At 65.0% G+C, this 23,821-nt stretch carries 27 protein-coding genes; 10 read left to right on the top strand and 17 right to left on the bottom strand.

The annotated features are described in order from the left end of the window. The first annotated feature begins 402 nt into the window (after window positions 1-402). On the top strand, window positions 403-864 hold the full coding sequence (locus AB0F43_RS05890; protein ID WP_360471183.1) for an ester cyclase: 462 nt from the start codon (window positions 403-405) through the stop codon (window positions 862-864). Between the two features lie 1,065 nt (window positions 865-1,929). Beyond that, window positions 1,930-2,310, top strand: coding sequence for a hypothetical protein (locus tag AB0F43_RS05885; RefSeq protein WP_360471181.1), 381 nt, complete (start codon window positions 1,930-1,932; stop codon window positions 2,308-2,310). A gap of 792 nt (window positions 2,311-3,102) precedes the next feature. Here AB0F43_RS05885 and AB0F43_RS05880 read toward each other — a convergent pair. After that, a complete protein-coding gene (locus AB0F43_RS05880; protein ID WP_360471178.1) occupies window positions 3,103-3,720 on the bottom strand; it encodes an ATP-binding protein in 618 nt (205 codons plus the stop codon). A gap of 299 nt (window positions 3,721-4,019) precedes the next feature. On the opposite strand from AB0F43_RS05880, the gene AB0F43_RS05875 reads away from it, so the two are divergent. Continuing rightward, window positions 4,020-4,142, top strand: coding sequence for a hypothetical protein (locus AB0F43_RS05875; RefSeq protein WP_360471175.1), 123 nt, complete (start codon window positions 4,020-4,022; stop codon window positions 4,140-4,142). Continuing rightward, entirely contained in the window at window positions 4,100-4,465 is a 366-nt protein-coding gene (locus AB0F43_RS05870) for a DUF4304 domain-containing protein (RefSeq protein ID WP_360473039.1), read from the top strand. The genes AB0F43_RS05875 and AB0F43_RS05870 overlap by 43 nt, the downstream gene beginning before the upstream one ends. 122 nt (window positions 4,466-4,587) lie before the next feature. Here the strand turns inward: AB0F43_RS05870 and AB0F43_RS05865 are convergent, their stop codons facing one another. The 4 genes from AB0F43_RS05865 to AB0F43_RS05850 form a co-directional block, all read right to left on the bottom strand. Further along, complete coding sequence (locus AB0F43_RS05865) at window positions 4,588-4,992, bottom strand: NUDIX domain-containing protein (protein WP_360471173.1); 405 nt, start codon at window positions 4,990-4,992, stop codon at window positions 4,588-4,590. Window positions 4,993-5,105: 113 nt separating this feature from the next. Next, complete coding sequence (locus AB0F43_RS05860) at window positions 5,106-5,366, bottom strand: DUF4253 domain-containing protein (RefSeq protein ID WP_360471170.1); 261 nt, start codon at window positions 5,364-5,366, stop codon at window positions 5,106-5,108. 257 nt (window positions 5,367-5,623) lie between these two features. Further along, window positions 5,624-6,367 (bottom strand): phosphotransferase, encoded by a 744-nt coding sequence (locus tag AB0F43_RS05855; RefSeq protein ID WP_360471167.1) that lies wholly within the window; start codon window positions 6,365-6,367, stop codon window positions 5,624-5,626. Between the two features lie 552 nt (window positions 6,368-6,919). Beyond that, the gene (locus tag AB0F43_RS05850; RefSeq protein ID WP_360471165.1) at window positions 6,920-7,276 is read right to left on the bottom strand and encodes a hypothetical protein; all 357 of its coding nucleotides are present in this window, start codon (window positions 7,274-7,276) and stop codon (window positions 6,920-6,922) included. Between the two features lie 1,091 nt (window positions 7,277-8,367). Between AB0F43_RS05850 and AB0F43_RS05845 the strand changes: the two genes are divergently transcribed. Genes AB0F43_RS05845 through AB0F43_RS05835 form a run of 3 tightly spaced genes read left to right on the top strand, consistent with a single transcriptional unit; the run spans window position 8,368 to window position 9,577 of the window. Beyond that, window positions 8,368-8,595, top strand: a complete 228-nt coding sequence (locus AB0F43_RS05845; RefSeq protein ID WP_360471082.1) for a helix-turn-helix domain-containing protein — start codon at window positions 8,368-8,370, stop codon at window positions 8,593-8,595. After that, complete coding sequence (locus AB0F43_RS05840) at window positions 8,562-9,062, top strand: hypothetical protein (RefSeq protein WP_360471080.1); 501 nt, start codon at window positions 8,562-8,564, stop codon at window positions 9,060-9,062. The genes AB0F43_RS05845 and AB0F43_RS05840 overlap by 34 nt, the downstream gene beginning before the upstream one ends. After that, window positions 8,990-9,577: an integrase core domain-containing protein gene (locus AB0F43_RS05835; protein WP_360471162.1), complete on the top strand. Its 588-nt coding sequence runs from the start codon at window positions 8,990-8,992 to the stop codon at window positions 9,575-9,577. The genes AB0F43_RS05840 and AB0F43_RS05835 overlap by 73 nt, the downstream gene beginning before the upstream one ends. A gap of 263 nt (window positions 9,578-9,840) precedes the next feature. On the opposite strand, the gene AB0F43_RS05830 is transcribed toward AB0F43_RS05835, so the two are convergent. From AB0F43_RS05830 to AB0F43_RS05785, 10 genes are all read right to left on the bottom strand, one after another. Continuing rightward, entirely contained in the window at window positions 9,841-10,062 is a 222-nt protein-coding gene (locus AB0F43_RS05830; RefSeq protein ID WP_360471159.1) for a hypothetical protein, read from the bottom strand. 837 nt (window positions 10,063-10,899) lie between these two features. Continuing rightward, on the bottom strand, window positions 10,900-11,886 hold the full coding sequence (locus AB0F43_RS05825) for a hypothetical protein (protein ID WP_360471156.1): 987 nt from the start codon (window positions 11,884-11,886) through the stop codon (window positions 10,900-10,902). A gap of 1,091 nt (window positions 11,887-12,977) precedes the next feature. Beyond that, complete coding sequence (locus AB0F43_RS05820) at window positions 12,978-14,351, bottom strand: FAD-dependent oxidoreductase (protein ID WP_360473036.1); 1,374 nt, start codon at window positions 14,349-14,351, stop codon at window positions 12,978-12,980. Window positions 14,352-15,008: 657 nt separating this feature from the next. Next, entirely contained in the window at window positions 15,009-15,197 is a 189-nt protein-coding gene (locus AB0F43_RS05815) for a hypothetical protein (RefSeq protein WP_132208518.1), read from the bottom strand. A gap of 157 nt (window positions 15,198-15,354) precedes the next feature. Then, the gene (locus AB0F43_RS05810) at window positions 15,355-16,182 is read right to left on the bottom strand and encodes an alpha/beta hydrolase (RefSeq protein ID WP_360471152.1); all 828 of its coding nucleotides are present in this window, start codon (window positions 16,180-16,182) and stop codon (window positions 15,355-15,357) included. An 834-nt stretch (window positions 16,183-17,016) separates the two neighbouring features. Then, window positions 17,017-17,490 carry a hypothetical protein gene (locus AB0F43_RS05805; protein ID WP_360471150.1) on the bottom strand — a complete coding sequence of 158 codons (474 nt, stop codon included), beginning with the start codon at window positions 17,488-17,490 and terminating at the stop codon, window positions 17,017-17,019. A 240-nt stretch (window positions 17,491-17,730) separates the two neighbouring features. After that, complete coding sequence (locus AB0F43_RS05800) at window positions 17,731-17,979, bottom strand: hypothetical protein (RefSeq protein WP_360471147.1); 249 nt, start codon at window positions 17,977-17,979, stop codon at window positions 17,731-17,733. Window positions 17,980-18,146: 167 nt separating this feature from the next. Further along, window positions 18,147-18,329 (bottom strand): GntR family transcriptional regulator, encoded by a 183-nt coding sequence (locus AB0F43_RS05795; protein ID WP_360473034.1) that lies wholly within the window; start codon window positions 18,327-18,329, stop codon window positions 18,147-18,149. A gap of 25 nt (window positions 18,330-18,354) precedes the next feature. Beyond that, on the bottom strand, window positions 18,355-18,606 hold the full coding sequence (locus tag AB0F43_RS05790) for a type II toxin-antitoxin system RelE/ParE family toxin (protein ID WP_360471144.1): 252 nt from the start codon (window positions 18,604-18,606) through the stop codon (window positions 18,355-18,357). Beyond that, a complete protein-coding gene (locus tag AB0F43_RS05785; protein ID WP_360471141.1) occupies window positions 18,603-18,857 on the bottom strand; it encodes a type II toxin-antitoxin system Phd/YefM family antitoxin in 255 nt (84 codons plus the stop codon). Before AB0F43_RS05785 ends, AB0F43_RS05790 begins: the two co-directional genes overlap by 4 nt. 478 nt (window positions 18,858-19,335) lie before the next feature. On the opposite strand from AB0F43_RS05785, the gene AB0F43_RS05780 reads away from it, so the two are divergent. Continuing rightward, complete coding sequence (locus AB0F43_RS05780) at window positions 19,336-19,716, top strand: Rid family hydrolase (protein WP_360471138.1); 381 nt, start codon at window positions 19,336-19,338, stop codon at window positions 19,714-19,716. A gap of 302 nt (window positions 19,717-20,018) precedes the next feature. After that, a complete protein-coding gene (locus tag AB0F43_RS05775; RefSeq protein ID WP_360471135.1) occupies window positions 20,019-20,783 on the top strand; it encodes a PIN domain-containing protein in 765 nt (254 codons plus the stop codon). A 217-nt stretch (window positions 20,784-21,000) separates the two neighbouring features. On the opposite strand, the gene AB0F43_RS05770 is transcribed toward AB0F43_RS05775, so the two are convergent. Further along, window positions 21,001-21,585 carry a hypothetical protein gene (locus AB0F43_RS05770; protein WP_360471133.1) on the bottom strand — a complete coding sequence of 195 codons (585 nt, stop codon included), beginning with the start codon at window positions 21,583-21,585 and terminating at the stop codon, window positions 21,001-21,003. 555 nt (window positions 21,586-22,140) lie between these two features. On the opposite strand from AB0F43_RS05770, the gene AB0F43_RS05765 reads away from it, so the two are divergent. After that, the gene (locus AB0F43_RS05765) at window positions 22,141-22,392 is read left to right on the top strand and encodes a hypothetical protein (RefSeq protein WP_360471130.1); all 252 of its coding nucleotides are present in this window, start codon (window positions 22,141-22,143) and stop codon (window positions 22,390-22,392) included. Between the two features lie 89 nt (window positions 22,393-22,481). On the opposite strand, the gene AB0F43_RS05760 is transcribed toward AB0F43_RS05765, so the two are convergent. Beyond that, entirely contained in the window at window positions 22,482-23,084 is a 603-nt protein-coding gene (locus AB0F43_RS05760) for a hypothetical protein (RefSeq protein WP_360471126.1), read from the bottom strand. Window positions 23,085-23,821: the final 737 nt, after the last annotated feature.

Here is a 23,821-nt window from a genome sequence, read left to right as displayed (position 1 = left end):
CGAACTGGCGGGACATCGGACCGCTCAACTCGCTCCCACGGCGTCCCAGCGGTCATGCAGGAAGCGCACAGGCTGAAGCGTTCAGTCAAGTAGCCGGGTCGCCATCGTGCGACGCCGCGACCAAGCCCGACTGTGGACCCGCAACCGAAACGACATCAGTGTCCTTCCCGACAGCGTCACCTTTGCGTCGTGGACCGTGTGATCGCCGCTGATGTGCGGTGAGGCGTTTGGGTGTATGCCTTGATGGTGGGCACTGAGTGGGATGTCGACCGGGAAGAGACCGAAGTTGGAGCTCCCGGACGGTCGGGAACAGATTCTCTGTCGGTCGGGAAAGCTGCACTGCGATGCTAGGTGCTGGTCGGCGCCGGTGGTCGGCGCCACGACTCCGAGGTGGTGACAACCATGGAAGACCGCAACGAGACTGAGCGGAACAAGGCGGTGATCAGGCGGTTCGTCGAGGAAGTCCAAAACGGTAAGGACTTCGACGTCTACGACGAACTCAATGACCCGGATTTCGTCAACCTCAGCAGCCCTCCGGGCGTCCCCTCGGATCGGGAAGGTGGCAAGCTGTTTCTTCAGGCGTTCGCCCAGGCATACCCCGACGCGACGTTCACCATTGATGACATGATCGCCGAGGGCGACCGGGTGGTGACCAAGAAGACGATGTCGGGTACCAACACAGGGGATTTCGCCGGCGTTCCAGCGACGGGCAGGCGGGTGACGTTCCAGTACGTCGACATCATGCGCGTGCGTGACGGGCGGATCGTCGAACACTGGAACATCCTCGACCAACTCAGCTGGCTAACCCAGTTAGGCGTACTCCCGGCCCCGTCCAGCGTGGCGACCGGAACGCCAGCAGGCTAGTCGCCGGCAACACAGGCACCACCCCTTCGCTGGCGCAACGGGGAGGGACAGTAAACAGGAGGGCGAGCTAGACGACGACGCCGCCGACTTCGATGACTGGCTGATGATCGGTGGTCGTGTCCGCACCGCCGGTGGTGGCGAGTGGAGCTTCGTTCAGCCCTGTCTGACAACCGAGGAGACAGAGAGTCTCGCCATCTGGTTGGCGAAGCTAGCCGCAGGCGCTGTGACCCCGACCGCGGCCGGATCTGCCGAAGGCTTGCTCGCCTTCACAGAGCCGAACCTGGCATTTAGCCTGCAAGGCGCGAACACCGAACGAGCCCGAGTGCGCGTCCACTTCTCGCACGAGAGCATGCCGCCCTGGAAGACGAGCCATGACTGGCCCGAGTACCACGCGTACTTTCTGGTCCTGGACCTCAGCACCGCGGACCTCCGCGCGGCGGCCGAACACTGGCGCGTCGAAAACCAGGCCTTCCCAACGAGGTCGCTACCAACACCGCCACACTGACGCTGCCCGTCGTCCCACCACCCCCAGCCGCTCCCACACCGACTTCTGAAACACGGCCTGATCGGCGAGCTTCTGCTGGATGCGAGCGGCCCACGGTACGACGAGCGGTGCGAGGAAGGGCGACAGCATAAGGACCACGTAGTGGTTGAAGCCGAGGAACCCACACGCCGAGTACGCCGATCAGCAGGAACCCGATCACGACCTTGACCAGGATCGACAGAACGTGGTGTCTGAGGCCGAACAGGATCGCCTTGCCCATCAGGCGAGCGGGCAATCCTTCGTGGATCCACACCCGATACCGGTTCGGGTCAACGCGGGCCGCGGTGCACACCCCACCAGGCAAAGCCCAGACGCTGAGACTCCAGAGTCGACGGGCGTCGGAACCGGTACACCTTCCACAGGCGCGGGCTCGCGGCGGCCCGACGCCGTTGACGCAATGCAGGAACGGGACGACCATCGAGGTGACGGGCTTGCGGGGAGGGGCTCGGCGGCGCACGAAGGCTGCAGCGCCGCCCGCGCGTCCAGGGGTCAGGGATAAGAGGTGGCCGATGAGCGGTTCGGTGGAGCAGCGCGCCGACGTTCAACCGTGGCGGAGATCGCTCCTGGGCATGATCATCGTTAGTCTGCTGTGTGCGCCTGTCTCCTGGGTAGACGACGGCATCACGCCATCGTGGGTTGTGTATCCGATCGTCTTGCTCATTGCACTCTGGCGTTTCCGTCGCGGCCAGGCCGCCTTGCTTGTCGGCATTGCGGCCTTGGTGTTCCTGGTCGTCCACGTGCCATGGAGCTGGGCAGCGATCACCGGCGCCGACCGCAACCCGCTGGATCGCGAGTCGCCATCCAGCCCCGTGCAGTGGCTGATCACCTTGTTCGCCGTCCCTGCGATCACGACCGCGGTCGGCTGGATCACGTGGTCCAAACAACGGTCAGCCAAGCAGTAGGCGACCTCGGCAGTGCAGTTAACTGACCACCACAACCACGGCGGAGCAAACGCCAACTCGACCCAGGCGGACAGCTTCACCTGCTGGACGAACTGCGGTAGCAGAGGAACCTGGGGGACGGACGATCAGGGCTGGTCGCTGGATCGGCGGCCTCCGACGGCCAGGATGCGAGTCGGCCGGTGCAGGCTACCGGCGAGCTACCGGAGCAGGCGCCCGAGTGGTGGACGGGTAGCCCATTGGTCTCGGCGCTCCAAGAGTGACGGTTGCCTTGGGCATCATTCATCTCGGCACGGTAGGCACCGGCACCGGCCGAGTACCAATTCAGTGATTTTGCACCTTGTTGCAGCGGCTGGGCAGCGCGAGGCGCGGTCAGCCGTGGATTCCGAGCGGCCGGCATTGGTAGGCGGCCAGCCGTCGTGCTGACGGTGGTGCGAAATGACGGCTACCACTGGGAAATTCGCGTGTGGTGCGTGCGTCCGTGTCAGCAAAACCGCTGGTAGAGAGCCTATGCGACGGCGCGAGCGCTTCTGGTCCACGTTCGCCAGCAACAAGCGCTTCGGCCTCATGCGTGGTGACTGGTGCTTCGCTGTACTTCCTCCTCGTAATGAGAACGTCGGCAGCCGCACTGCTTGGCTTACTGGGCAGAACCATCCAGCACTGTGATCCGCCTGCAGGTGCGCGACACATGTCCGCCATCTGATGCGCGACCAGCTGGAAGCCTGGCGACCCCTGCGGCGCTGGCCAACGCACGTACGCCGATGTGCGCACGGTGATTCGAAGCAGCGTATTGGGTCATGGTTCGTGTGAGTAGCGGGAGTTAGCGGCGGTCGGTGCGTACTGATCGGGCAAGGATGGCCAGCGCTGCGAGGCCCACGCCGACCATGTCGCGTGCTCCGGTGGGACGGGTGGGATCTGAGAACCTCGCAGTTCTTCGTCGTCCGGCGCTTGAAACTGAGCCCGCCACTGCTTGAGTTCAACGTCGGTCATGTGGAAGGATTGATCGGGCGTGGTTGCGAACCGATTGGTGACACGCCTGCGTTGCTCCTTGTGGTCAATGGGCAGGTAGACGACTTGGCTACGCGCGCCGACGGCGCCAGCGATCCAGCGGAGCGCTGATCGTTCGTCCTTTCCCCAGAACCCGAAGTCGAAGACGACATTAGTGCCCAGCTCCGCGGCCCGCATGCCGAGCTGAACCAGCTTGCCTTCGACGAGGTCACGCTTGTCTGGTGGGTTTTGATCGCCAAACAGCATGATCTGCCACTCGTCTGGAGTCAGCCGTAGGGCCGACGCGCTGATCTCCAGTTCCTTCGCGTGAGTTGTTTTCCCTGCGCCGGGCAGGCCAACGATCAAGTAAACGGTTGCAGGTCCGACGCGCGGATCGGTCGGCTCGGGGTGCTTGTGTGCGTACATGTGGCGGCTCCTGAGAGATGGCAGGGGCCAGGCAACGCGAAACGGCCGCCTGGCAGAAAGCCGGCGGCGCGGAACCGAGGAACTTACCTACAGACTGTCCCAGCGCCGTCAGCGAAAACGGCAGGGACGAGTCACGGACGCACAAGCACACATGCCCACAACTCTACCGATGAATGGTGGTTGCCCGCATCCGTCCCAGAAACCATCCGCTCATGCCGATGACGGGACGTTGTGGCCCAGTAGGGTTGAAGCCCACCGTGACGAGGATCTTGACGTCGACAGCGTGGGAAGGAGACGGCATGACGCCGCGTGAGGCGATGGATGGCGCCTTGAAGGATGCGATCACACAGCAGCTGCTTCCAAGGGATTCACCGGATCTCTGCCGCACCGGCATCGCCGCTCCGACGCCCAAATCTGCTTGATCAGTTTCCAGTTCTTCTCTGCTGGCGGAAGCTTCGCCGTCGAGGTCGCTGAGTGCGGGCCTGACGGCTTCACCACCTCCTGGGGCAAGCACAAGCCACCTCACAAGGTGACGGCCCAGGACATCCCCGCCCCTCGACGGCGACTTGGAAGTGCGGACTCTCCCCAGGGCGATCATTGGTTCGTCTTCGGGCCGCGAAACTACGAGCCGGGCGCGAAGGAGCTGCACCACGAGAACTACGACGCGCTCGCCGCAGAAGTGCTGCGATTCGTCGAGTCGCAGGCAGAGCCGTTCTGGGAACAACAACTCTCAGCGCGGACATAGAGCCAACCGACTCGGCGGCGTACCCGCACTGACGCTTCGCTACGGTGGGGCGTCGATCCAACGCCCTCATCTGCCGCGAGAGGGAAGCGCGGTCATGCCGATGAGCGGACGGTTCGTAGCGGCTAACCGGTTGCGACCTGGACGGCGCTCAGGATGCTCGACAGGCTGGCCGGGTGGGCCATCTTCAGGTCTGCGAGATCGCTGGGCCGGAACCAGCGAAGGTCGTCGTGCTCCTCGGGTGCGGCGTTGACAGGTTCTCCTTCCCAGCGTGTGACGAGGAACGCGTGCATGTCGAGGGTGGGGTCAGTGACCGTCATCGGAATGGGTAGGGGGTCGTGGACGTGGACACCGAGTTCTTCGAGGCATTCCCGACTGACGGCCTGGTGAGGCAACTCGCCTGACTCGACATGTCCGCCGACGAGGTCCCAGCAGTCGGGATACCACCGACGCGATGGATGGCGGTGCACCAGGAGCACGAGACCGTCGCGCACAAGTGCAGCGACTGAGATCGGAATCTGGGCGACCATGGCGGCACACTAGTCGCGAACGCACTCTCATGGCGCGATGCGTGCGGTCATGCCAAATTCCGGACGCTTCCGTGATCGGGTGATGAGCGCGGTGGAGAGTGGTCGGTGTGGGTTCAATCCCACCAGGCGAGCCAGACTGGCGCGGCGAGGAGACTGGCGGCGAGCTCGGTGAGGTTGTCCGCTCCGTACTGGTCGTAGTAGCCGTCGTTGTAGACGAAGTACTCCCATGCCAGAGCGAGAGCTTCGGGCTTGGTGCGTGGTGGGCGAGCGACGGCGAACTCCGCGGTTGCGCCGGTGAGTACAACCAGTTCTGCGCCATACCGGTTTTCCCAGTGCACGTCCATCGCGTTGACTGACTGGTGACTTCCGCTCATGCCGCCGAGAGTGATGCGCGACTGTGCCGAAGAGAGTGCCGAGTCTCAAGACGTCCGTGACAGACCAGTGACACATCCGGCTAGGAACTCTTCCAGGAACTGATTCTTGCACTGGCTCTGTAAGCGGCCGGCCGGGGTTACGACGCCGCACGAGCCTTGCGCCGGTCGCCTACGACGAGCCGAGACACCTGGGCGCGCGATCTCTGCGGCAGATGTGCGCACACGACCGCCAATAACCCCACTTCTCGAACGCGTTCTCAGACCGCTCGGACTTCGGCGAGCCGCTTGACTGCGTACTCGTCGTCCCAGCAGACGGCGGCTTCCCATGCGGCCGACGCTTGCGCGGCGATGTCGTACGCTTCGTCGTCGAGGCCGGCGGCGTTGTCGGGCAGCACGAGGTCGAGGTCGGGGACGTCGACGTGCGACTCGTCCCAGTCGATCAGCGCGACCTGATTCGCGGTCATGCGGACGTTGCCAGGGTTGTTGGGGTTGCCGTGGACGACGCAGGTCTGACGTCCGGTGAGCCGCGCCCACGCGGCTCGGCATCGAGCGACGCTTTCAGGGGGCATCGCGCCGAGGTCGATCTTCGTCCCGGTCTCGGCGTGCAGGAGGTCGGTCGACGATCGCCAGCCTGGGCGCTGCGGCCAGCCCTTTGTCAACCGATGCAGCTCGCGGAGCGTGCCGGCCACGCGGCGCCAGTCGGCCTGCGTCTCGGGCGGTCCGCCCTCCAGGTAGGTCATCACCACCAGACCGTCGGCGAACAGCCGGCCGTCCGTGGTGGGGATCGGCACCGGCACGGTCAGACCTTCCCGGCCGAGGTGTTGCAGGAGCTCGGTCTCCCACGCCAGATCAGCGTCGCTCCTGGTGCCGAGACGACCGACCGCGAGGTTCCCGTTGACGCGCACGCTCCACACGTCGTTGGCGACTCCGCCAGCCAGCGGTTCGATGCGAGCGACGTCTCCACCCCACTGCCCGAGTGCCTCCCATCCCACCGGCCACATCTTACGAGGTTCCGACCATGACTGCTCTCGGCAGAAGTGCGCACCTGCTCAATGTGCCTTCCCTGCGGCGTCATCTACGCGGAGTGACTGTCGTGGGCCCGAGGACGTGAAGGCGCTGACGTACAAGGCCTTTGTCCGGTGGTTTGACGCACAGACAGCGGGGCCCATCGAGCGCTACGCCGCTCGCTCTGGAGATCTGGAACCTGTGGCGACGTCCACCATGATCAGCCTGAACTGAGAAACGGCCAATAGCCGCACTTATCTGCCGCGGTACAAACTCGACTACGGATCGAAGGCCGGCGGCCGGTGCGCCTGGTCGGGCCAACCGGGTGAGAGCCGCGATCTAGGGTGGTCGAGATGCATGCCATGACTCGTGGCACGAAACGACGGATGCGCATGGGAATCTCGCGCTCGCTGCGGCCGGCCGTGTTGCCGAAACCGCTGGTAGAGAGTCGCATGCCGCCGGCGGCGGGAAGTCACTGTCACTCGGGTGACCGTTGGAACGGCTGGATCCCGCCGTACTTCGACGGGATCCACCGTGCCGCCCGTACCCTATGGGACGGGGACGGCTGTAACGACGAACGTGAACGTCCCCTCGCCTGGGACCTCCTCAGTGCCGGTGCATGTGATCTCGTCCGCCAAGCCTTGCCTTTGGCCGTACGTCTTGGTGAACGTTTCCGGCTCGCCCTCAACCGGCGTAAACGTTCCTGTGAATGAAGTGAGCAGGTAGTGCTGCTCGCCGACCCAGAACGTCGCGCCGGCCGTCACAGTCGCGGTAACTTCCTGACCACCGCACGTCGCCTGGACCGTCTCCAGTCCCGCGCCCGGCGGGGCGGCAGCCGCCGTCCCGACGAACACCGTCGACGCGAGAAGTGCCAACGATGAGGCGATTGCCGCTCGTGCTTTCATGGTTCCCCCCGGCAGCTTGTGGTGCCGCCTGCTGCGGCGCCATTTCGATCACTGTTCCACAGGGCCAGCGGCGATGCCAGAGGGTGCAACACTCGGGTGAGGGCCGGTTTCATGGGCGGGTTTGGCCGACCGACCAGCAACTTAAATCTCGCTGCTGTACGTACCCCAGCCGTACCCCAACGTGTCCTGCCACAGAGCCCGACCAGGCACCAGGCGACCGAGGTCCGTCCGCCAAGTTTCAATTCTTCGACCGAGCAAGTCTGCGCTTCCGCGCCGGAGCTACAACCCGAGCCTGATGTTACGACTCCGCCGAGAAGGAAGCGGGTGGGGGAGTCGGTGCTCTGGGCGGTTTGCTCGCGGGCGCCGTGTGGGCCCGCATCGATCAGAGTCGCTACGAGCGGCGGCAGGCCCAGGATGCACGTTCGCGCGTTTGGACCTCATTCCCCTGCGTGGGGCCAGCGAGGATCGGCACCTGGAACTGGGCGCGAAGCGTCTTGTTGGAGGGAAGTTGTGAGCCAATAGGTATTTCCATCGCACACCCCTGTGGCCGGCGCCGGGGAGGACGAAGTGGATCTGTCGAACCGAGCTCGCTCCGAGCGGAACCAGACGTGGTTGCCTGAACGCCGCCCGCCGCACAGGTGCTTGCACTTGCGGAGCCGGGCGCAGAACTTCTCCAGCAGCTCGGGGTCGAGCTTGGCGAACTGGGTGGAGCCGGAACGGGCTCCGATGTACTTCCTGTTGAGGCCCTCAATCTCGGCCTCGTCCTCAGTTGCGTAGAGGGAGCTCCTGAGGTGCCTGCGTTGCGTGTAAGGGGATCGGAGCCAGCAGACACGACTGCGCGGAACTTGCCGCGGTACTGCTCTATATGGCCCCGCGGCGCCTCCCCGTGGCGCCAGTCTGGGGGGCGCGGTTTCACAAAACTGTTCCACGCACGCCGACCGAGTATATGCCTTGGTCGGCATATGTGCTGTTCGTGAGGTGGCGCGCCCGGCAGTGTTGTGGCTCAACACATCGGCGACAGATGTCTCAAGTCATAGGCGACACGTGTCTCAGGTGATCGGCGACAGAGCTGGCGGGCTGGACGCTCGGGCATGTCGAAGGCTCGGTTGGTCATCACTGCTTTGTTCGTCGAGGGTCAAACGGCGTGTGAGGTGGCCCTGCGGTACGGGGTGCATCGAGCGTGGGTCTACAAACTGAAGGCCAGGTATCTGGCCGAGGGTGAGGCGGCGTTCGAGCCGCGGTCGCGGCGGCCGAGGACCTCGCCGCGGGCCACCCACCGGAGACGGTGGAGCTGGTACTCACGCTGCGCAAACAGCTGACCGAGCAGGGCCTGGACGCCGGCGCGGACACCATCGGCTGGCACCTGCAACACCACCACCAGGTCAGGTTGTCGCGGGCGACGATCCACCGGGTCCTGGCCCGGGCAGGCGCGGTCGTGCCGGACCCGGCCAAGCGGCCCAGATCGTCGTACCTGCGGTTCGCCGCGGAACAGCCGAACGAGTGCTGGCAGTCCGACTTCACCCACTACCGCCTCACCCGCCCCGACGGCTCACCAGGGGTCGACGTGGAGATCATCACCTGGCTCGACGACCACTCCCGCTACGCCCTCTCGGTCACCGCCCACCCCCGGATGACCGGCCCATCGTGGTCACATCGTTCCGCGAAACCGTTGCGAAGTACGGAATCCCGGCCTCCACGCTCACCGACAACGGCATGGTCTACACCACCCGGCTATCGGGCGGAAAAGGCGGCCGCAACGGCCTCGAGACCGAGCTGCGGAAGCTGAACACCGTCCAGAAGAACTCCCGCCCCAACCACCCCACCACCTGCGGCAAGGTCGAGCGGTTCCAGCAGACGATGAAGAAGTGGCTGCGAGCCCAACCCGTCCAGCCCACCACCATCACCGAACTCCAGGCCCTGCTCGACGCCTTCGTCGCCGCCTACAACCAGCACCGCCCGCACCGGTCCCTGCCGCACCGAGCCACCCCGGCCACCGCCTACACCGCCCGCCCCAAGGCCACCCCCAGCACCGACCGGACCGGCGAGGTTCACCACCGGGTGCGCACCGACCGCGTGGACGACACCGGCGTGGTCACCCTCCGCGTGAACGGCCGGCTCCACCACCTCGGCATCGGCCGAACCCACGCCCGAACCCACGTTCTCCTGCTCGTCCACGACCTCGACATCAGAGTCGTCGACGCCGCCACCGGCGAACTCCTACGCGAACTGGTCCTCGACCCCACCAAGGACTACCAGCCCACCGGACGGCCACCCGGCCCCACCCGCAAACACCCCAAATAACCAACAGCCGAACCCACGAATCGTGGGTTCGGCTGTCGCCTATGTCTTGAGACATCACATGGCGCGCCCGGCAGGATTCGAACCTGCGACCAACGGATTAGAAGAGGGACGGACCGGGTCATCACGGCTTAACTTGCGGATCGCTGGCCTACTTCAGTGCGCTAGGCGACCACTCCGATCTACTTCTCTAGCCGCCAGTTCAGTCCCCAACGCAGTCCCCAGGGGGCGCCTCGCAAGTTCCGCCTCGGCAGGCTCGCCCGCTCTCAGTGCTCGGGACGTCCTCGACCGTCGAGCACATCAGCAGCGCGGGTGAGCCCGACCGCGCGGAGGGCACCCGCGACCGTCTCGTGCTCGTGGAACGCCTCGACCAACGTCTGATCCCACGTCGCCAGCATGTTGGCGAGCAGTGTTTGCTCCGCCGTCAAGTCGGTCTCTTCGATCTCTTGGAGCCGACGCTTGTGCTCCTCGTTACCAACAATTGCCATGCCTCAGGCTACCGACCTCGCGTCGGGATGCCTTCGGGTCGTCTACCCGCCACTCGGTTGGATGGAGCCGAGCGTGCCTGGCTCCGCCTGTCCAAACTCGACGCTCGACCCACGGGCAACTCGCGAGCGCCTGTACGCCGCTCCGTTCGATCTCGTGTCGGATTAGTTGCAGGATCCGGCCTTTGAGTGCCACCACACCGGCGCCATAGCATCTTGCTTGGGCGTTGCCAGCTGGTACGACCACGCTGCCGGTCGTGACACGGCTTTCACGCGGCCCTGCCAGATACACCAGCCGCTGACGTCGGTCAGGCGCAAGCGGTGGATCGATTGCTGTCAGATAGTCCTTGCCGAGTAGGAGGAAGACCACGTCATGCCCCGGAAGCAGTGCGCGAATCGCGCCGGGGATACCGAGCTTCGCGGAGCGAGATCGAATTGCTTGTCTCGGCATCCCGTGGAAAGTCACGTTGTATGGAGCGATTCGACGTGACTCGTCCAGTACGCCGTAGCCAGCTGAGATGATGGCGACCGCGATCGCGTCGGCGCCGAGCGCGGCGCGCAACACTCGCACGCCGTCCATGGCCGCGACGTGCTGCTGACCGGTGTACATCGTTCCGGCGGGCCGCATGAGCGCACATAGCTCGGCTTCGCGTCTAGCCAGCCGATCTGGATCGTCGAAGTGCTCTACTGTGAGCTCTGCGTTTGACGTTGTGGCCTTCAGACCAGTGCAGCTTGTCACAACGAGTACGGACATGGATTCCTCCAATGTGCGTAGCAGCTCACGAAGGTGCGGCAGCGGATACAGAATCGGGTCCGCGACGGACGACACTCTCTGATTAGCTATAGCCGAAGTGCTCGACGGGCCAGTGAAGTCAATGCAAAACCGGATGGCGGTGCAGGCCACATGCATCCGACGCCGCGGTCGTCCTCGAGGTAGGCGACCCACTCGGTCGGTACAGGCTGATCGCACAGGAAAATCAGCGCGGCGTCAGGTCGTGCAACTTGGAAGTAGCGATACTCGTAAAGCTGCCCGAGGGCGGCGCGGATGGCGCCCGGCCAGGCGCCTCCAATGATTTTGGCTTCGATGATGACCGTTCCGTCGAGCAATCCGAGATCCACGGCTGCGTTGCGGGCCGATGTGTGGCCACTTGATTGCAGCCACAGAGCACAGGCGTTGACAAGCGTCTCGTGGTCACGATGGCGACGCTGTCGTCCAGCCGTCACGAAGGCCTCATACGTTGTATCAGCCTTGGGCCTGAACGGCGCGAGGAACGCCGGGGACGGCACCTGATGAGTGACGATACGACTCGACTGGGCATGCGCTGAGGAGACGGTCACCGCCTGCGGGTGCCAGTTCGCCTCTGCACCGAACAGCTCGGTGACGAGGTCGGCGGGGAGCTTGGCAAAGTAGTTCGACATGAACCGAAGCTGAGATCGGTCGTTCGTGAACTGGAATGGAACGTTGAGCGGCCGGCCGTGTCGCTCCTCGAGTGCATCGCGCAGTTCGTAGATGAAATCGGCCTTGCCACGCAGCACATGGTGGTCGACCGGCACTGCGAGGGGCGTGAATCCCTCCAGATCAACCCAATACCCATCATCCCCGCCGCTACGGGTAACGCGGGCTGGCGTGGCGACTTGGCTGACTCCCACGAACCGTCCCTCACGAACGCTCCAATGGAAGATTACGTCTCCGACCGCAACGGTCGGGACCAGGTTGTACCAGGGGTCCTGCTGGCCGTTTTCCCTGAGCAGAGGACACTGCAAATAGGTGCCGATGCCTTCGACCTGGCGGATCTCCACCCAGGTACTTCTCTCGAGCATCACCATCCCACCAATGGGGCGTACTACCCGATGTGCCTGTGGTCATGTGGAAGCCCAACCGTCGCATGAGGGCAGCGACTGTGGCATCGCCGCCACTGAAGTCGGCGGGCACCAGCGCTGTGCCGTGCTGGATGCCGTGGGCAGCGCCGGCAATGGCCTTGGAGTCGTACAGCTTTCCTTCGTGCTCAATGAAGTACGAGCGTGCCCGCGCGAAGCCGTACTTAGCGAGGAATGCCTCGCGACCGATCTGATCGAACTCGGATAGCGCACTAACCACCGCCTGACGGTCAGTAATGTCGCAAAGACCCATAGTCGGCACGGTAACCGAGACAGTCGCCGACGTCATCCACAGGGCCACACGACTCGCTGTTCAACAGCCTGCGGGTGGTGGTTGCGAGTCGCGCTACCGCGCCGGCGACTTCCAGATTTGGAAATCGAAGTCCCCGACTCAACCTCCAGGCGTCACAAGCATTCACCGGTTCGCCTGGTGTCGACTCCCACGACCGTGATCGCCGGCGCTTGGTTCCAAGGGCGACCTGGCAAGCGTCAGTCGAATTGGCCAGGGCATCCGCGGGGCTCGGAACACGGTTCCTGACTCTCACCACCCAGACAATGCTTCGGACGCTCGGATCCTGACCGTCGGATTAGAAGGGGGACGGACTGAGTCAGCGCGCCTGAACTCGGCCCATCTGTGGCCGACTCCTGTGCGCTCTGGGACCACTTTGGCCTGGTCGTTTCACCAGGAGTTCAGTCCCCAAGCCAGTCGCCAGCGGCGCCGGGTCGCGGGACTGGTGGGCCGTCTGCAGCCTTCGGGCTGCATCTTCTGGCCGAGTTACCCCTCGCTACCTTCCCGAGGGTCTGCCCGAGGGCCGTTGCTGAATCTACCCATATTGATTCAGTCCCAGCAGGGAGCTGTGGCCGGAGCCCAGGGGTGTCGCCGGATTTTGGGAGGCTTTACGCGCACCTCGGCGTCTGTCTGTCGCCGTCGCTCTCAAGTAAGAGCCGTCGCGCGAACGGAGTCAGTCCACGGGCTCGGCTCTGGCCAGTTCGCAGGTATCTCTGTACTTACGAAATCGCCGATAGCGGGACCGCGAAGATCACCTGGTGTCCAGGCCTTCGGGATCGCTGAGGTATTCGTGGATCAGCTGAATCGCGGTGGAGCCCTCGCCGACGGCCGCGGCGACGCGCTTGATGGACCGATGGCGGACGTCGCCCGCGGCGAACACCCCCGGCATGCTGGTCTCCAAGAGCATCGGCGGGCGCCGCAGCGTCCAGCTCGGCGAAGCCTCACCATTGGTGAAGAGATCTCGACCGGTGAGCACGAAGCCATGGTCGTCTCGTGCTACGGAGTCGTTCAGCCACGCAGTGCGCGGTTCGGCCCCGATTAGCAGGAAGAGCGCCGAGGCCGCGACTACCTCCGTACCGGCACCGGCTGGCCCCCGGAGCGTGATGCCTTCAAGCCGTCCCGCCCCTGCTCCGCCGACTACTTCGGTGCCGAGCCGGAGGTGGATGTTTGGCGCCTGCTCGATCTCCGAGACGAGGTACTCCGACATCGTGGCGCGGAGCGTCTCGCCGCGGACGAGCATCGTAACTGACGCCGCGTACCTGGCGAGGTGCATCGCGGCCTGACCGGCTGAGTTGCCTGCGCCGACGACGAACACGTCGCGCCCCTGCATGGCCTTCGCCTCAGCGCCTGCCGCGCCGTAGAAGACTCCGGCGCCGACTAGGGCGTCGAGCTCCGGGATGTCAAGGCGACGCCACGTCACCCCGGTCGCGATGACGACGGCACGGGCCGTGACCTCGCTGCCGTCGCTGGTGGTCACCAACTGGAGCCGACTCCGCGTGCCCAGCCGGACCGCCGCCTGCGACAGCACGAATCTCGTTCCGAACAACCAGGCCTGCTCGACGGCGCGATTGGTCAGATCGTCGCCGCTGATGCCCCGGTGGAAACCCAGATAATTCCGGATCAGCGAGCTGGTTCCCGCCTGTCCGCCCGGCACAGCAGACTCCAGCACCAGGGTCTCCAATCCCTCCGACGCGGCGTACACAGCAGACGCCAATCCGGCCGGCCCCGCTCCGATGACCACGAGATCACAGGACTTGACATCGATGCGGGTCCGCACCCCCAAGGCCTGCCAGATTTCGGGCAGGGCCGGATCGACGAGCACCGTCCCGTCGTAGAACGCGACCACGGGCAGCCTGGAGCGGTCCACACCGGCGGCCGCCAGCAACTCGATTCCAGCGGTCGAGTCGTGATCGTAGAACCAGTACGGGACACCGACTCGGGTTAAGGTGTCCCGCAGCTCATGGGATCGCGCCGAGGATTCGGCGCCGACGATCCGGACCGGCACGACCTGCGCTTCCTGCGACTTGTCCCACGCGGCAAGAAACTCGCTGACCGCCGGATACAGGATCCGCTCGAGCGGATGCCAGGGTTTGTAGAGGTGGTAATCCACCTGTCCCAACGCCATCGCCGCCACGACCGGGTGAGCCGCCGACCAGTCACCGCGGTCTATCAGCAGAACGCGCTTCGCCACCGGAACGACCTCGCGGGCGCGACTCAGGACGTCGACTGCAGGCCGCCCGGCCAGCGATTGGTCGACGATGAACAGCGCAACCTCCTCGCCTCGCCCCCTGGCCTCCGCAGCCAGCGCCAACCCCGACGCACCCGATCCGGCAGCCACGACCCGATAGTCCGCGCCGAAGCGCCGCTGAAGATCGTCGACAAGTGCGGCTCGGACGGTCTGATCGTCCATGACCACAAGCATGATCGGCTTCTCCACCACAACCCCTCCCCACGACCGCCCGGCAACCGCCACGTGCGCGGGACTCCATTGTGATGCCGGAGCACCATCTCGTCTCGGGCAGCTCAGCACGGTGCCGATAGCCGCCGCTATGTCCTGGGTTCAGCACAGGTTTCCATGCGACTGAAGCGGCGGATGGGGTGAGCCGACCGCCGAGGCGAAGATGGTGTTGGTCTTCGCGTCACGGTGCCTGCGCTCTTTCGAAGTAGCAAGCCGGTCTGGTTGCCCTCGGCTTGGTGTCGTTCCAACCACCTCAGACTTATAGTTGGTGGCTCGCGCGCGGCATGGTTTCGTGCCGGCCTGGCGCTAAGGCTCGGCCGGCCTTCAGAGTTCGCCGCCGAGTGCATCGACGAGACCCTCTCGGGTCACGCCGAGGCGGAAGAGCAGGTCCGCGTCCGCCTCGTTGTCAGGGTCGATCTGATCTGGCAGCTGTCCTGCGATCGAATCGGCAAGGTCGGGTCCGTAGGCACGGCGAATGATCGCAAGCGCCTCGGCTTTCGTGTGAATCGCCACGGTTCCTCGCTTTCAGAGTCTTGGACGTGATCGCCCACCTACCATTCGACTCCTCGACGATCTCAACGGGAAGCCCGTGTGGAGTCGACCCCGGCGGCCGACTCATCGCAGTCATCCCGGCGTCCAGCTGTGGCGACGCCACCTGCCTGCGCATTGGTCAGCCCTGCCGCTCTCGCGCATGGCTCGTCGCCCACTCGAGCGCGTAGTCGGCCACTTGCTCCCAGCCAGGCTCGACACCGGTGAAGTGTGAGCGGTCCGGAAACTCGTAGGTCTCAGTCAGCGCCTCGGAATTGCGGTACTTCTTCGCATTCGAACGGATCACCGAGGGCGGCATCAAGTGGTCTTGGCCGCCAATGATGAACAGCAGCGGAGCACGGTCGTCCAGGTCGTAGTCGACCCAGGTCTCCTGGTGACCCGGCTTCCAGTTGGCTATCAGGCCGTACGCCCACACCCAACTGCCGGGCGCCGGGATGTGGAGAAGGTCGTACGCCGCGTCGGATTCCTCCCGGCTAACCGTGTTGGCAAAGGCATAGTGGAACTGCTCCTTGGTGAAGCCCACCGCGCGGTGCCGGTTGGCCGGGTTCTTGAGGACCGGGAACAGGGACTTGATCTGGGACGGCGGGTTCACCCGCACGCCCTCGGGTGGCGCCGAGTCGATCGTCACGGCGGCCGCGCCGAAGCCGCGGTTGACCAGGAGTTGGGTGAAGGTCCCGCCGAAGGAGTGGCCCATGATGACCGGCGGGCGGTCCAGGCTCTCGACCACCTCGCTGAGATGGTCGAGCGTTTCGGGGACGGTCGCCTCGGCGATGATCTCGGGCCTTTCACGCAGGGCCTCCACCTCGATCTCGAATCCGGGGTACGACGGCGCGACGACTTCATGTCCCTTCGCCCGGTAGTACTCCACCCAGCGGTCCCAGCTTCGGGCGGTCATCCAAAGCCCGTGGATCAGCACGATCGGCAAGGCATTGCTCGTCTGCTCGCTCATGATGCTCCTTCTGAGGGGGGATGCAGCCATCGTCGAACCCTCGGGCAGCGGTCGCAAGACTCCGCAGGGATCAAGTCGCGGCCAGCAGAGGTGACCGTCGGCGCGTCGGATCCGCCAGCCAAGGGCGAAGCATGGATTCTGAGCGGTACGCGGCGACGGCGCGAGGCGCACTCGTCACGGCGGCGATGCGTCGTACGACGCTGAGTTGTGGCGAACTCGCTATGGCTATAGACTTCCCGACGACGTTCCGCTACCGCATCACATCAACAGAGTTCTACGCCGTGTCTCTGCGGAGTGCATCGCGCGGGGCGAGCCATCCTTAGCGGTGATCGTCGTCAACCGCCAGACTGGCAAACCCGGGAGCGGTTTCGTGGATGGGCCAAGCATGTGGTTCGGCGAAGCGCAGCAGTGCTTCCGCAGATGGCGCTCTCCCGCCTGAGGCACACTGGCCGTGCCGTCGGGTCGGCCGACGTGCGGTTTAGGAAACCGACGCCCCCGCCGACATACGCCCCTCCACGCGTAGCCAGCCAACTCCAGTTCGGTCGATTTTGACTCCAGTTGACTCGAATCGACCCCTCTTGGTTCCCAGCGTGTTCCCACGCTGAACTGCTGAGCGTTAGCCCAGCGCGCCCAGTCGCAGCAACTGAGATGAGGCTGAGCCATGACGTGAGGCGGGCGAGATCTCAGCGGTACCTTACGGTCGCGTGATGCGCGTCCTCCTTGCCGCCCTGATCGTGCTCGGCGTTGCAGCTACCGGCTGCGCCTATCCAGTAACGGGTCTGCTGCACCGGATTCCGCTGCTCTACGAACGGTTCCTGGGTGTGCTCGGTGAAGCTAGTCATCGTCAAGCTCGGACCGCTCCCGGTTGTCTCGGGTCAGATTGCTGCGGTCATCGGCGGCCGAGTGCCGGTCGTCCTTCGAATCGACCCGGTCCATGCCGGCTGACATCCTTGCCTTGTGTCCTGGGCTGTAGTCGGCGTCCCGGAGAAATGAGTCCAGGCTGGCGCCTTTGTCGCGCTCATCGGCGACCGCGTCGCGGACGTCGGCCGCCTCGTCGCGCTTGTCGGCGGCCTCAAGGATGGCTTGGTTCTCCTGGTCACGGCCCGCCTCCGCGGATTCCGCGGCCTCGACGGCTCTTTCACGCGTGTCCAACGCCGCTTCTCTCGAGTCGGCGTTGCGCTCGCGCTGATCGGCTCTACTTGAATGATCATCGGGCCGCGCTGAAGGTGTGGGTAGCTTGTCCATCGGCTTCCCTCTCATTGGCAATGCGCGCTGCTTGCAGGCCGCGAGCTCGCTGCTCTCGGTCACTGCCAATCGCACTGCCCTCTGAGACTACGCTCTCGGCGCTCTCGGCGCTGGCTGGGCGGCATTGCTGACCCGCAGGGCGGTCTCCACGCGTGACCTGCGTGACCTGCAGCAGATCTCAGATGCCGGATAGGAAAATGCCGGCGGCGAGCTCGATCGATTGCTCGACACCCCCCGGCCGCCGGTCGGTAAGACCGGCCGCGCTCACCTGGAATATGAGCGATCTGATGCATCGGAGAGGCCCTACACGAGCCGGCGAAGGGCCACACCCGTGATCGCCGAGCTGGTAGCTGCCATCAGCAAACCGCCGGCGATGCCGGTCCCCACCGTGAGAACGAGCGGCTGCCCCGGCCGCCACAGCGGCATCGCAAAGCCGAGGAAGACTCCCAAACCGCACAGCCAGGCGACCGCAGCCGCGACGATCCAGCCCCCGGCCATGGCCACCTGATAACGAAGGATCAACCACTGCGCAGTCCCGATCGAGGCCAGCAAGATGACACCCAATCCGAAACCAGCAGCGACCACTATCCCGGTCGGCCAACGCGAGACCGATTCCGCCAGCAACGAAGGGCTCAGACCGATCAGATAGGCGAGCGCTGCAGCAGCCGCGGTGCACGCTCCCGAGCGCCGTCGGTCGTTTCACCTGATAGTTGCTGTGCTCAACCCGTTTCGATCACTGTCGCGCGTCGGCCGCGGCTGGCCTGGACGAGTCCCTCGGCTTTCAGAAGGGCAACAGTTCGATTGACGGTTCCGACCGAGACGCTGTGCTCTGCTGCGAGTTCCGTTGTCGGCGGTAGTGGTGCGCCGGCTTTGTACGTGCCGGCGGCGATGCCTTCGCGCAGTTTTGTTGCCAGTGGGTGTGAGGTGCTACCCGAGCCGTCCGGCGTGGATCACGACCACGGTCACAATGGCGTCATTGACGTCGTACAGGACGCGGTAACGGCCGACGTGAAGGCGCCGTAGGTCTGGTGAGCCGTATTCGGTGGTGCCGACCGGGCGAGGGTCGTCGGCGAGGAGGTCGACCGTGCTGAGGAGTTGTTCCAGCCCTGCCGGGTCGTCTTTGAGGAAGCCCGCGGCTTGGTCGAGCGCGCGTTCGCTCCAGATGACTTCGTAAGTCACGCCTCAGTCAGGCCCAGCCGTTGGCGAACCTCCCGGTTCGGAACCGTACGGAGCGTCCCCGCCGCCTGCTCCGCGCGGTACTTGGCGACTGCGAGGTCGTCTTCGAGGTCGGCCAGCTCCTGGGCGTTGATGATCACCGCGGCCGGCTGGCCATGGTCGGTGATCGTGGTCCGCTCGCGCCGGGTCGAGGCCCGGCGGACCAGTGAGCCGAACTGGCTCCGGGCCTCGGTGATTGGCAGGGTGTCACTCATGTACAGAACTGTACACTTCGAATCCACTCGCGGCCTGGAGAACGGGCCCGGACAGCAGGGTTCGGAACGGCAGGTGCGACCGTCGAAGAAGCCCGCGAGTTCGGCCCGAACCAAATCACCATCGACCTCGGCCTGTGTCATCCGGGAACCCTGAAGACGTCGTTATGGCCTCATTTTCGAGCGTCGCCGACACCCACGCCCGTCGATGCCGTACCGTACGCATCAGCTGGCGCGCCGCGGTGCCACCGGGCAGTCTCGATGGCTCGCCAGCTCACGCTGCGACCGGCGCACCGACCGGGCTGTGATGACCTGAGCCAAGGTTGCTATCGCCATGCCGAGTCAGGGCGCTGCCCGAGCCGATCGCGGCGATGACGTTCCCATTGACCATTCCGGCGGCAGCTCGGAATTGGGTCGAGCATGCTGTGGTGTCGAACCTGCGATGCTGTCCTGGAATGCGGGAGAAGCAGGAGGAACCGTCATGGCACGGCAGATCATCACGACCGCGAACGCGCCGAGTTCGCCGCTCTACAGCCAAGGAGTCAAGGCCGGACCCCACGTGCTCGTCTCGGGCATCGTCGGCATCGACCCGAGCACCGGCAGCCTCGCCGAAAACACCATCCAAGCTCAGACGAGACAGGCGCTGACGAATTGCGAGATGATCCTGCAGGCCGGCGGCGCCAGCATGGACGACGTCATCGAGGTGGGCGTCCTGCTCACAGACCCCGCCGACTTCGCCGGCCTCAACGAGGAATACGCGCGGTGGTTCCCGTCCGAGCCGCCTACTCGCTACGTCGCCAAGCTCGGTGTCGAACTGCCCGGACTGCTTGTCTCGATCCGGATGACCGCCTTCGTCGGGTAACGCAGCTCCCCAGCCGCAGCCGAGTCGGGCCGTCGTGGCGAGTCCAGTTTAGGGTGACACGGCCAACAAGAAGGAAGCCGAACTCACGCCAAGGGATTATGAGTCCGACGTCCGTTGCCACACCGGTCGACGTGAGGCTCCGGGCTTTGCGCTCTCGACGTCATCTGACCTCCCTGACAGCGTTGTTTAACTCCAGTTGGCCCCACGAATGGCCCCACGTCGTCGATGCCTCAGACGACTGCCAGACCGAGCTGGGCGTTCAGCGGCAGCTGACATCAAGCCTGATGTCAGCTGCTAGTGGAATGAAGCACCTGACAACGAGAAGGCGTCGACAGGATCTGTGGCGGCGACCGCGATGGCCTGCCAGGATCTCGCCATGCTCGTCCGATCGGCAGGCCCTGCTTACTGCCGCCTTCGAGACGCTCCAAGAGCAGATTGGCACGTGGGCCGCCGCAGCAGGCAAGGTCTTGGCGGTAGTGGATACCAGCGTTTTCCTGTCCCACCCGGCATGGACGCAGGACGACGACCCGACCGCAGTTATCGCGAGCATCCCGTGGCCCGAGGAACTCGGTGTCGGATTCGACGACGTCCTGCTTGTGCTTCCAGAAGTGGTGATTCGCGAATTCGACCGGCTCAAGGAGTCGGGGAACCAGAAGACGCGCTATCGGGCCTCGGTGACGCTGGCCGTCATCGACAAACTGCTGGACAACCCGTACAGCACGGTGTCGATCCGGCCCAAGGACGCCGACTGGCATGCAGTGGCCGCCCGCGGAGAGATACCTCGAGGCGGGGTCGAGTTGCGGGTGTTCTACGACGATCCGGCGCACCGGCCATTCTCGGATCCCGACGCCGAGATCATCGATCGGGCGATGGCGCTACAGACTCTAGCCGGCACCGAAGTCCGGCTGGTGACCATGGATACCGGAATGGGACTCAACGCCCGGCGCGCCAAGCTTCTGGTGAGGAAGCCCGCCAGGACGATCGAGACGCCGCCGACCGAAGGCCAGTCGACGCGGGCGCGCCGGCGCGCGGTGACGCAGGTGGCGGAGACAGCGACGCCGAAGTAGCGAACCACTCACGTCGCCACTTCCTGGAGGGTATGCCGCAGCATCTATACGAGGCGCGCCGGCTGGACTGGTTCCGCAGATCCGCCCGGATGCCTCGGCCGAATTCCGGTCGAGGCGGCAGGGCCACCAGCGGCGGAGTCAGCAGCTATCACGCTGAGGGAGCAGGCATGGCGACGGCGATCTGAGCGGGAGCGGGGATTGGGAGGCCGGGCATCGGCTACATCGGAGGTAGCTGTCGCGCGAACTTCTCGAGGCGGTCGACTACGCCTGGCAGCATCTCGGAAGCATTGAGAAGCCAGCGGGCGTTCCGGTCGATATTTGCGGAGCTGAGGAGTTCGGCGGCGATGGCAAGGTCATGTGCGCTTCGGGCGTCTACGCCGGGGTCTGACGCGGACATCAGACCCACGAGGTACCTCAGTTCGCGGACCGTTGCCTCCGTTGCTTGCCCGGTTTCCTCTAGTCGCTCGGTGATCGACTCGAGGCGATCGAGCGGGGGCTTTGCGACAGCGGCGAGGAGGTCCATGAATGTGTCAGGATCCGGCAAGGTAGTGCCGTTGAGCGCGGCCACCTCTGGACCGTCGTGCTTCTGTTTCCACTCTCGAAGACGCTCCGGCGGATATCTTTCCTCGTCGTCGTCAACCTCGCTGTGGTGTGGATAGCGCAGCAGGAGAAGGTTGGCGAAGGCGTCACGCACTGAGGCGGGACCGTCGGGGCGGTAGCGCGCGCCTTTCACGCCGTAGACATGCGCCAATTGTGCGTTCTTGCGGTAGACGCCAGGTCGGACCTCAAGTACGACTGGCATGGCACACCCCGGCGCGTAGCAACGGCCGCTGCTCAAGGCCCAGAGTGCTGCTTCTGTGGCCAGCGGGATCTTCTTGCGCTTGCCTGCGCCATCGGCAGTGGGACGGCCCTTTGTTCCCACGGTGTTCCCACGCTGAACTGGTGAGCGGCAGCCTAGATTGCGCCGCTCATAGTGACTGAGATAAGGCTGAGCCGGCACGGGGAGCCTGCGAGATCTCGCGGTTCCTTAAGGTCGCGTGATGCGCCCGCTTCTTGCCTCCCTGATCGTGCTCGGTATCGCGGCGACCGGCTGCGCCTATCCCTCAGCCGGCGCCGGCCCGGCCGGGTCCGCGCCTCCGCCTCGAACGACATCCCCCCGCGATCCCGCCACAAGCCAGCCAGCCACAGGCACGGCGAAGCTGATCTCAGCCGAACTCCGCCGCGTCCGAATCATCGCCACCCGGCCCGACGTGCCTGGATACAGGCGAGACCAGTTCGGGCCGACCTGGACCGACGACCACGCAGGCCCTGGCGGCCACAACGGCTGCGACACCCGCAACGACGTACTCACGGCCACATGGGCGCGGCCCGTTGGCCGCTGCAGCGGTGGATCGACTTCGCCAACGACCAGGCCGCGAACCTGCTGGCCGTCGACGGCCCGGCCAACGCCTCCAAGAACGGCGCTGGGCCCGGTGAGTGGATGCCGATCAACCGCAGCTACCGGTGCACCCATGTCCTGCGGTATCTCGAGGTTGCCAGCAAGTACACGCTGCCGATCACCGCAGCCGATCGCGACGCCGCGCAGGCGATCACCCGACCCTGCCCGTAGGAAAGTCCAGCTACTTCGCGCCGCACGGCCCTGGTACAGGTAGGTGGGGGTGGGCAGAGTCTGCGGCGGGTATTCGCTTCCCGACCGCTCTACAGCGTGATCACGCGGCGCTTTCCCGGATTGCGCTCGTCGACGAGTTCGACATTCGGAGCGAACCGCGAGATCCCGGCAGCCAGCTTCCTCACAGACCAGGGTGACAAACTGGCACTTTGGCCATAGCGCCTGCCGCTGGGTCTCTCGAAGGACAGCACGGTCGTCCGAACGGGGATGAACTTCAGCAGTTTCGAACGGCGGCGCCGCAGCACCACCCGCTTGATCGCGTCCCAAGGAGCCTCAGCCTTCGGCGCGCCGACCTTCATGCGCAACCCGAACCTGGTGTCGGCGAACAGCTTGATCCCGTCCTGGTCGAGTCGCGCCACCAGTGGACTTGCCAGCTGGGAACCGAACTTCACCGACACGATCGCCAGAACCAGGATCGGAGGGATCAGTAGGGGGGACCGGTGCGTGTCGACGTACTCGGGGTAGGCACTGTTGTTTCCGACCTCGACCAGGTCGCCGGCGGGAACAATCTCCAGCACCCACACAACGGCGGGGATCATGGCGACTCCGACCGCGAACCAAAGGATGTCTCCGGGCCGCACCCACTCGTTCACGGTGATCTCGGCGCTCTGCGGTTGAGCGGAAGGTGCCATGGAGTCATTCCTCAGGTCTGGGGGTTCAGGGGCTCCGATTGTTGCATCCGGCTCCCACCGCAGCGCCGTCCAATCCCGCCGCGAGCCCTGTCCTCGAAAACCATGCGTCACCCTCGTCGCCCCACGTCATTTTAAGAGCGACGTGCTCGTACCGTGGACCTGCAGCTAAAAGGCTGCGCGAGCTCGTAAACTGTGCCCTCGCCAGGCGTCAGAAGTGTTGCCAGCGGCCCGTCTGGTCGCCTTCTCCAGCTCTGGATGACTCCAGTTCGAGTCACGAACCGTGTCACGGCGACGTCGAGCAAGCTGACGCTCATGCCCCAGGCACGCAGTTGCTGAGTGCCCGCGCCGCGATCCTCATTGACAGCGCGAGGTCGGACGTATCCCAAGCCTCGACCGTGCGAAGCTATTGGGATGTCGCAGAGCGAGCACGCCGGCCCAGCGTGGTTCGAGGCATCAGTAACACCGGCGCGTGCCGCGTATCTGATCCGTTCTATGAGCGCATCCGGTTTTCGTCGCGCAGTGCAGGAGGCGACCACACGGTGGGGCGGAGTCGCCGAGCCGATCGCTGTGCGCCGTGGTGGCGCCGTCGACGGTTAGTGGCCGCAAGTGGAGACATCTCCGATTGCCGCGCTCACTAGGACTTCTTGCGTGACTGGGTGGTGGCTCCGAACCCGCCCGCCCCGGCGGACACCCCCGACTGCTCCGCAGCGCGATCGGCTCAGAAGCATGAGAGGGGT

The organism is Kribbella sp. NPDC023972, assembly GCF_040639075.1.
GTDB lineage: Bacteria > Actinomycetota > Actinomycetes > Propionibacteriales > Kribbellaceae > Kribbella.
The sequence above is the reverse complement of the archived record's forward strand: the minus strand, read 5'-3'. Positions and strand labels throughout refer to the sequence as shown.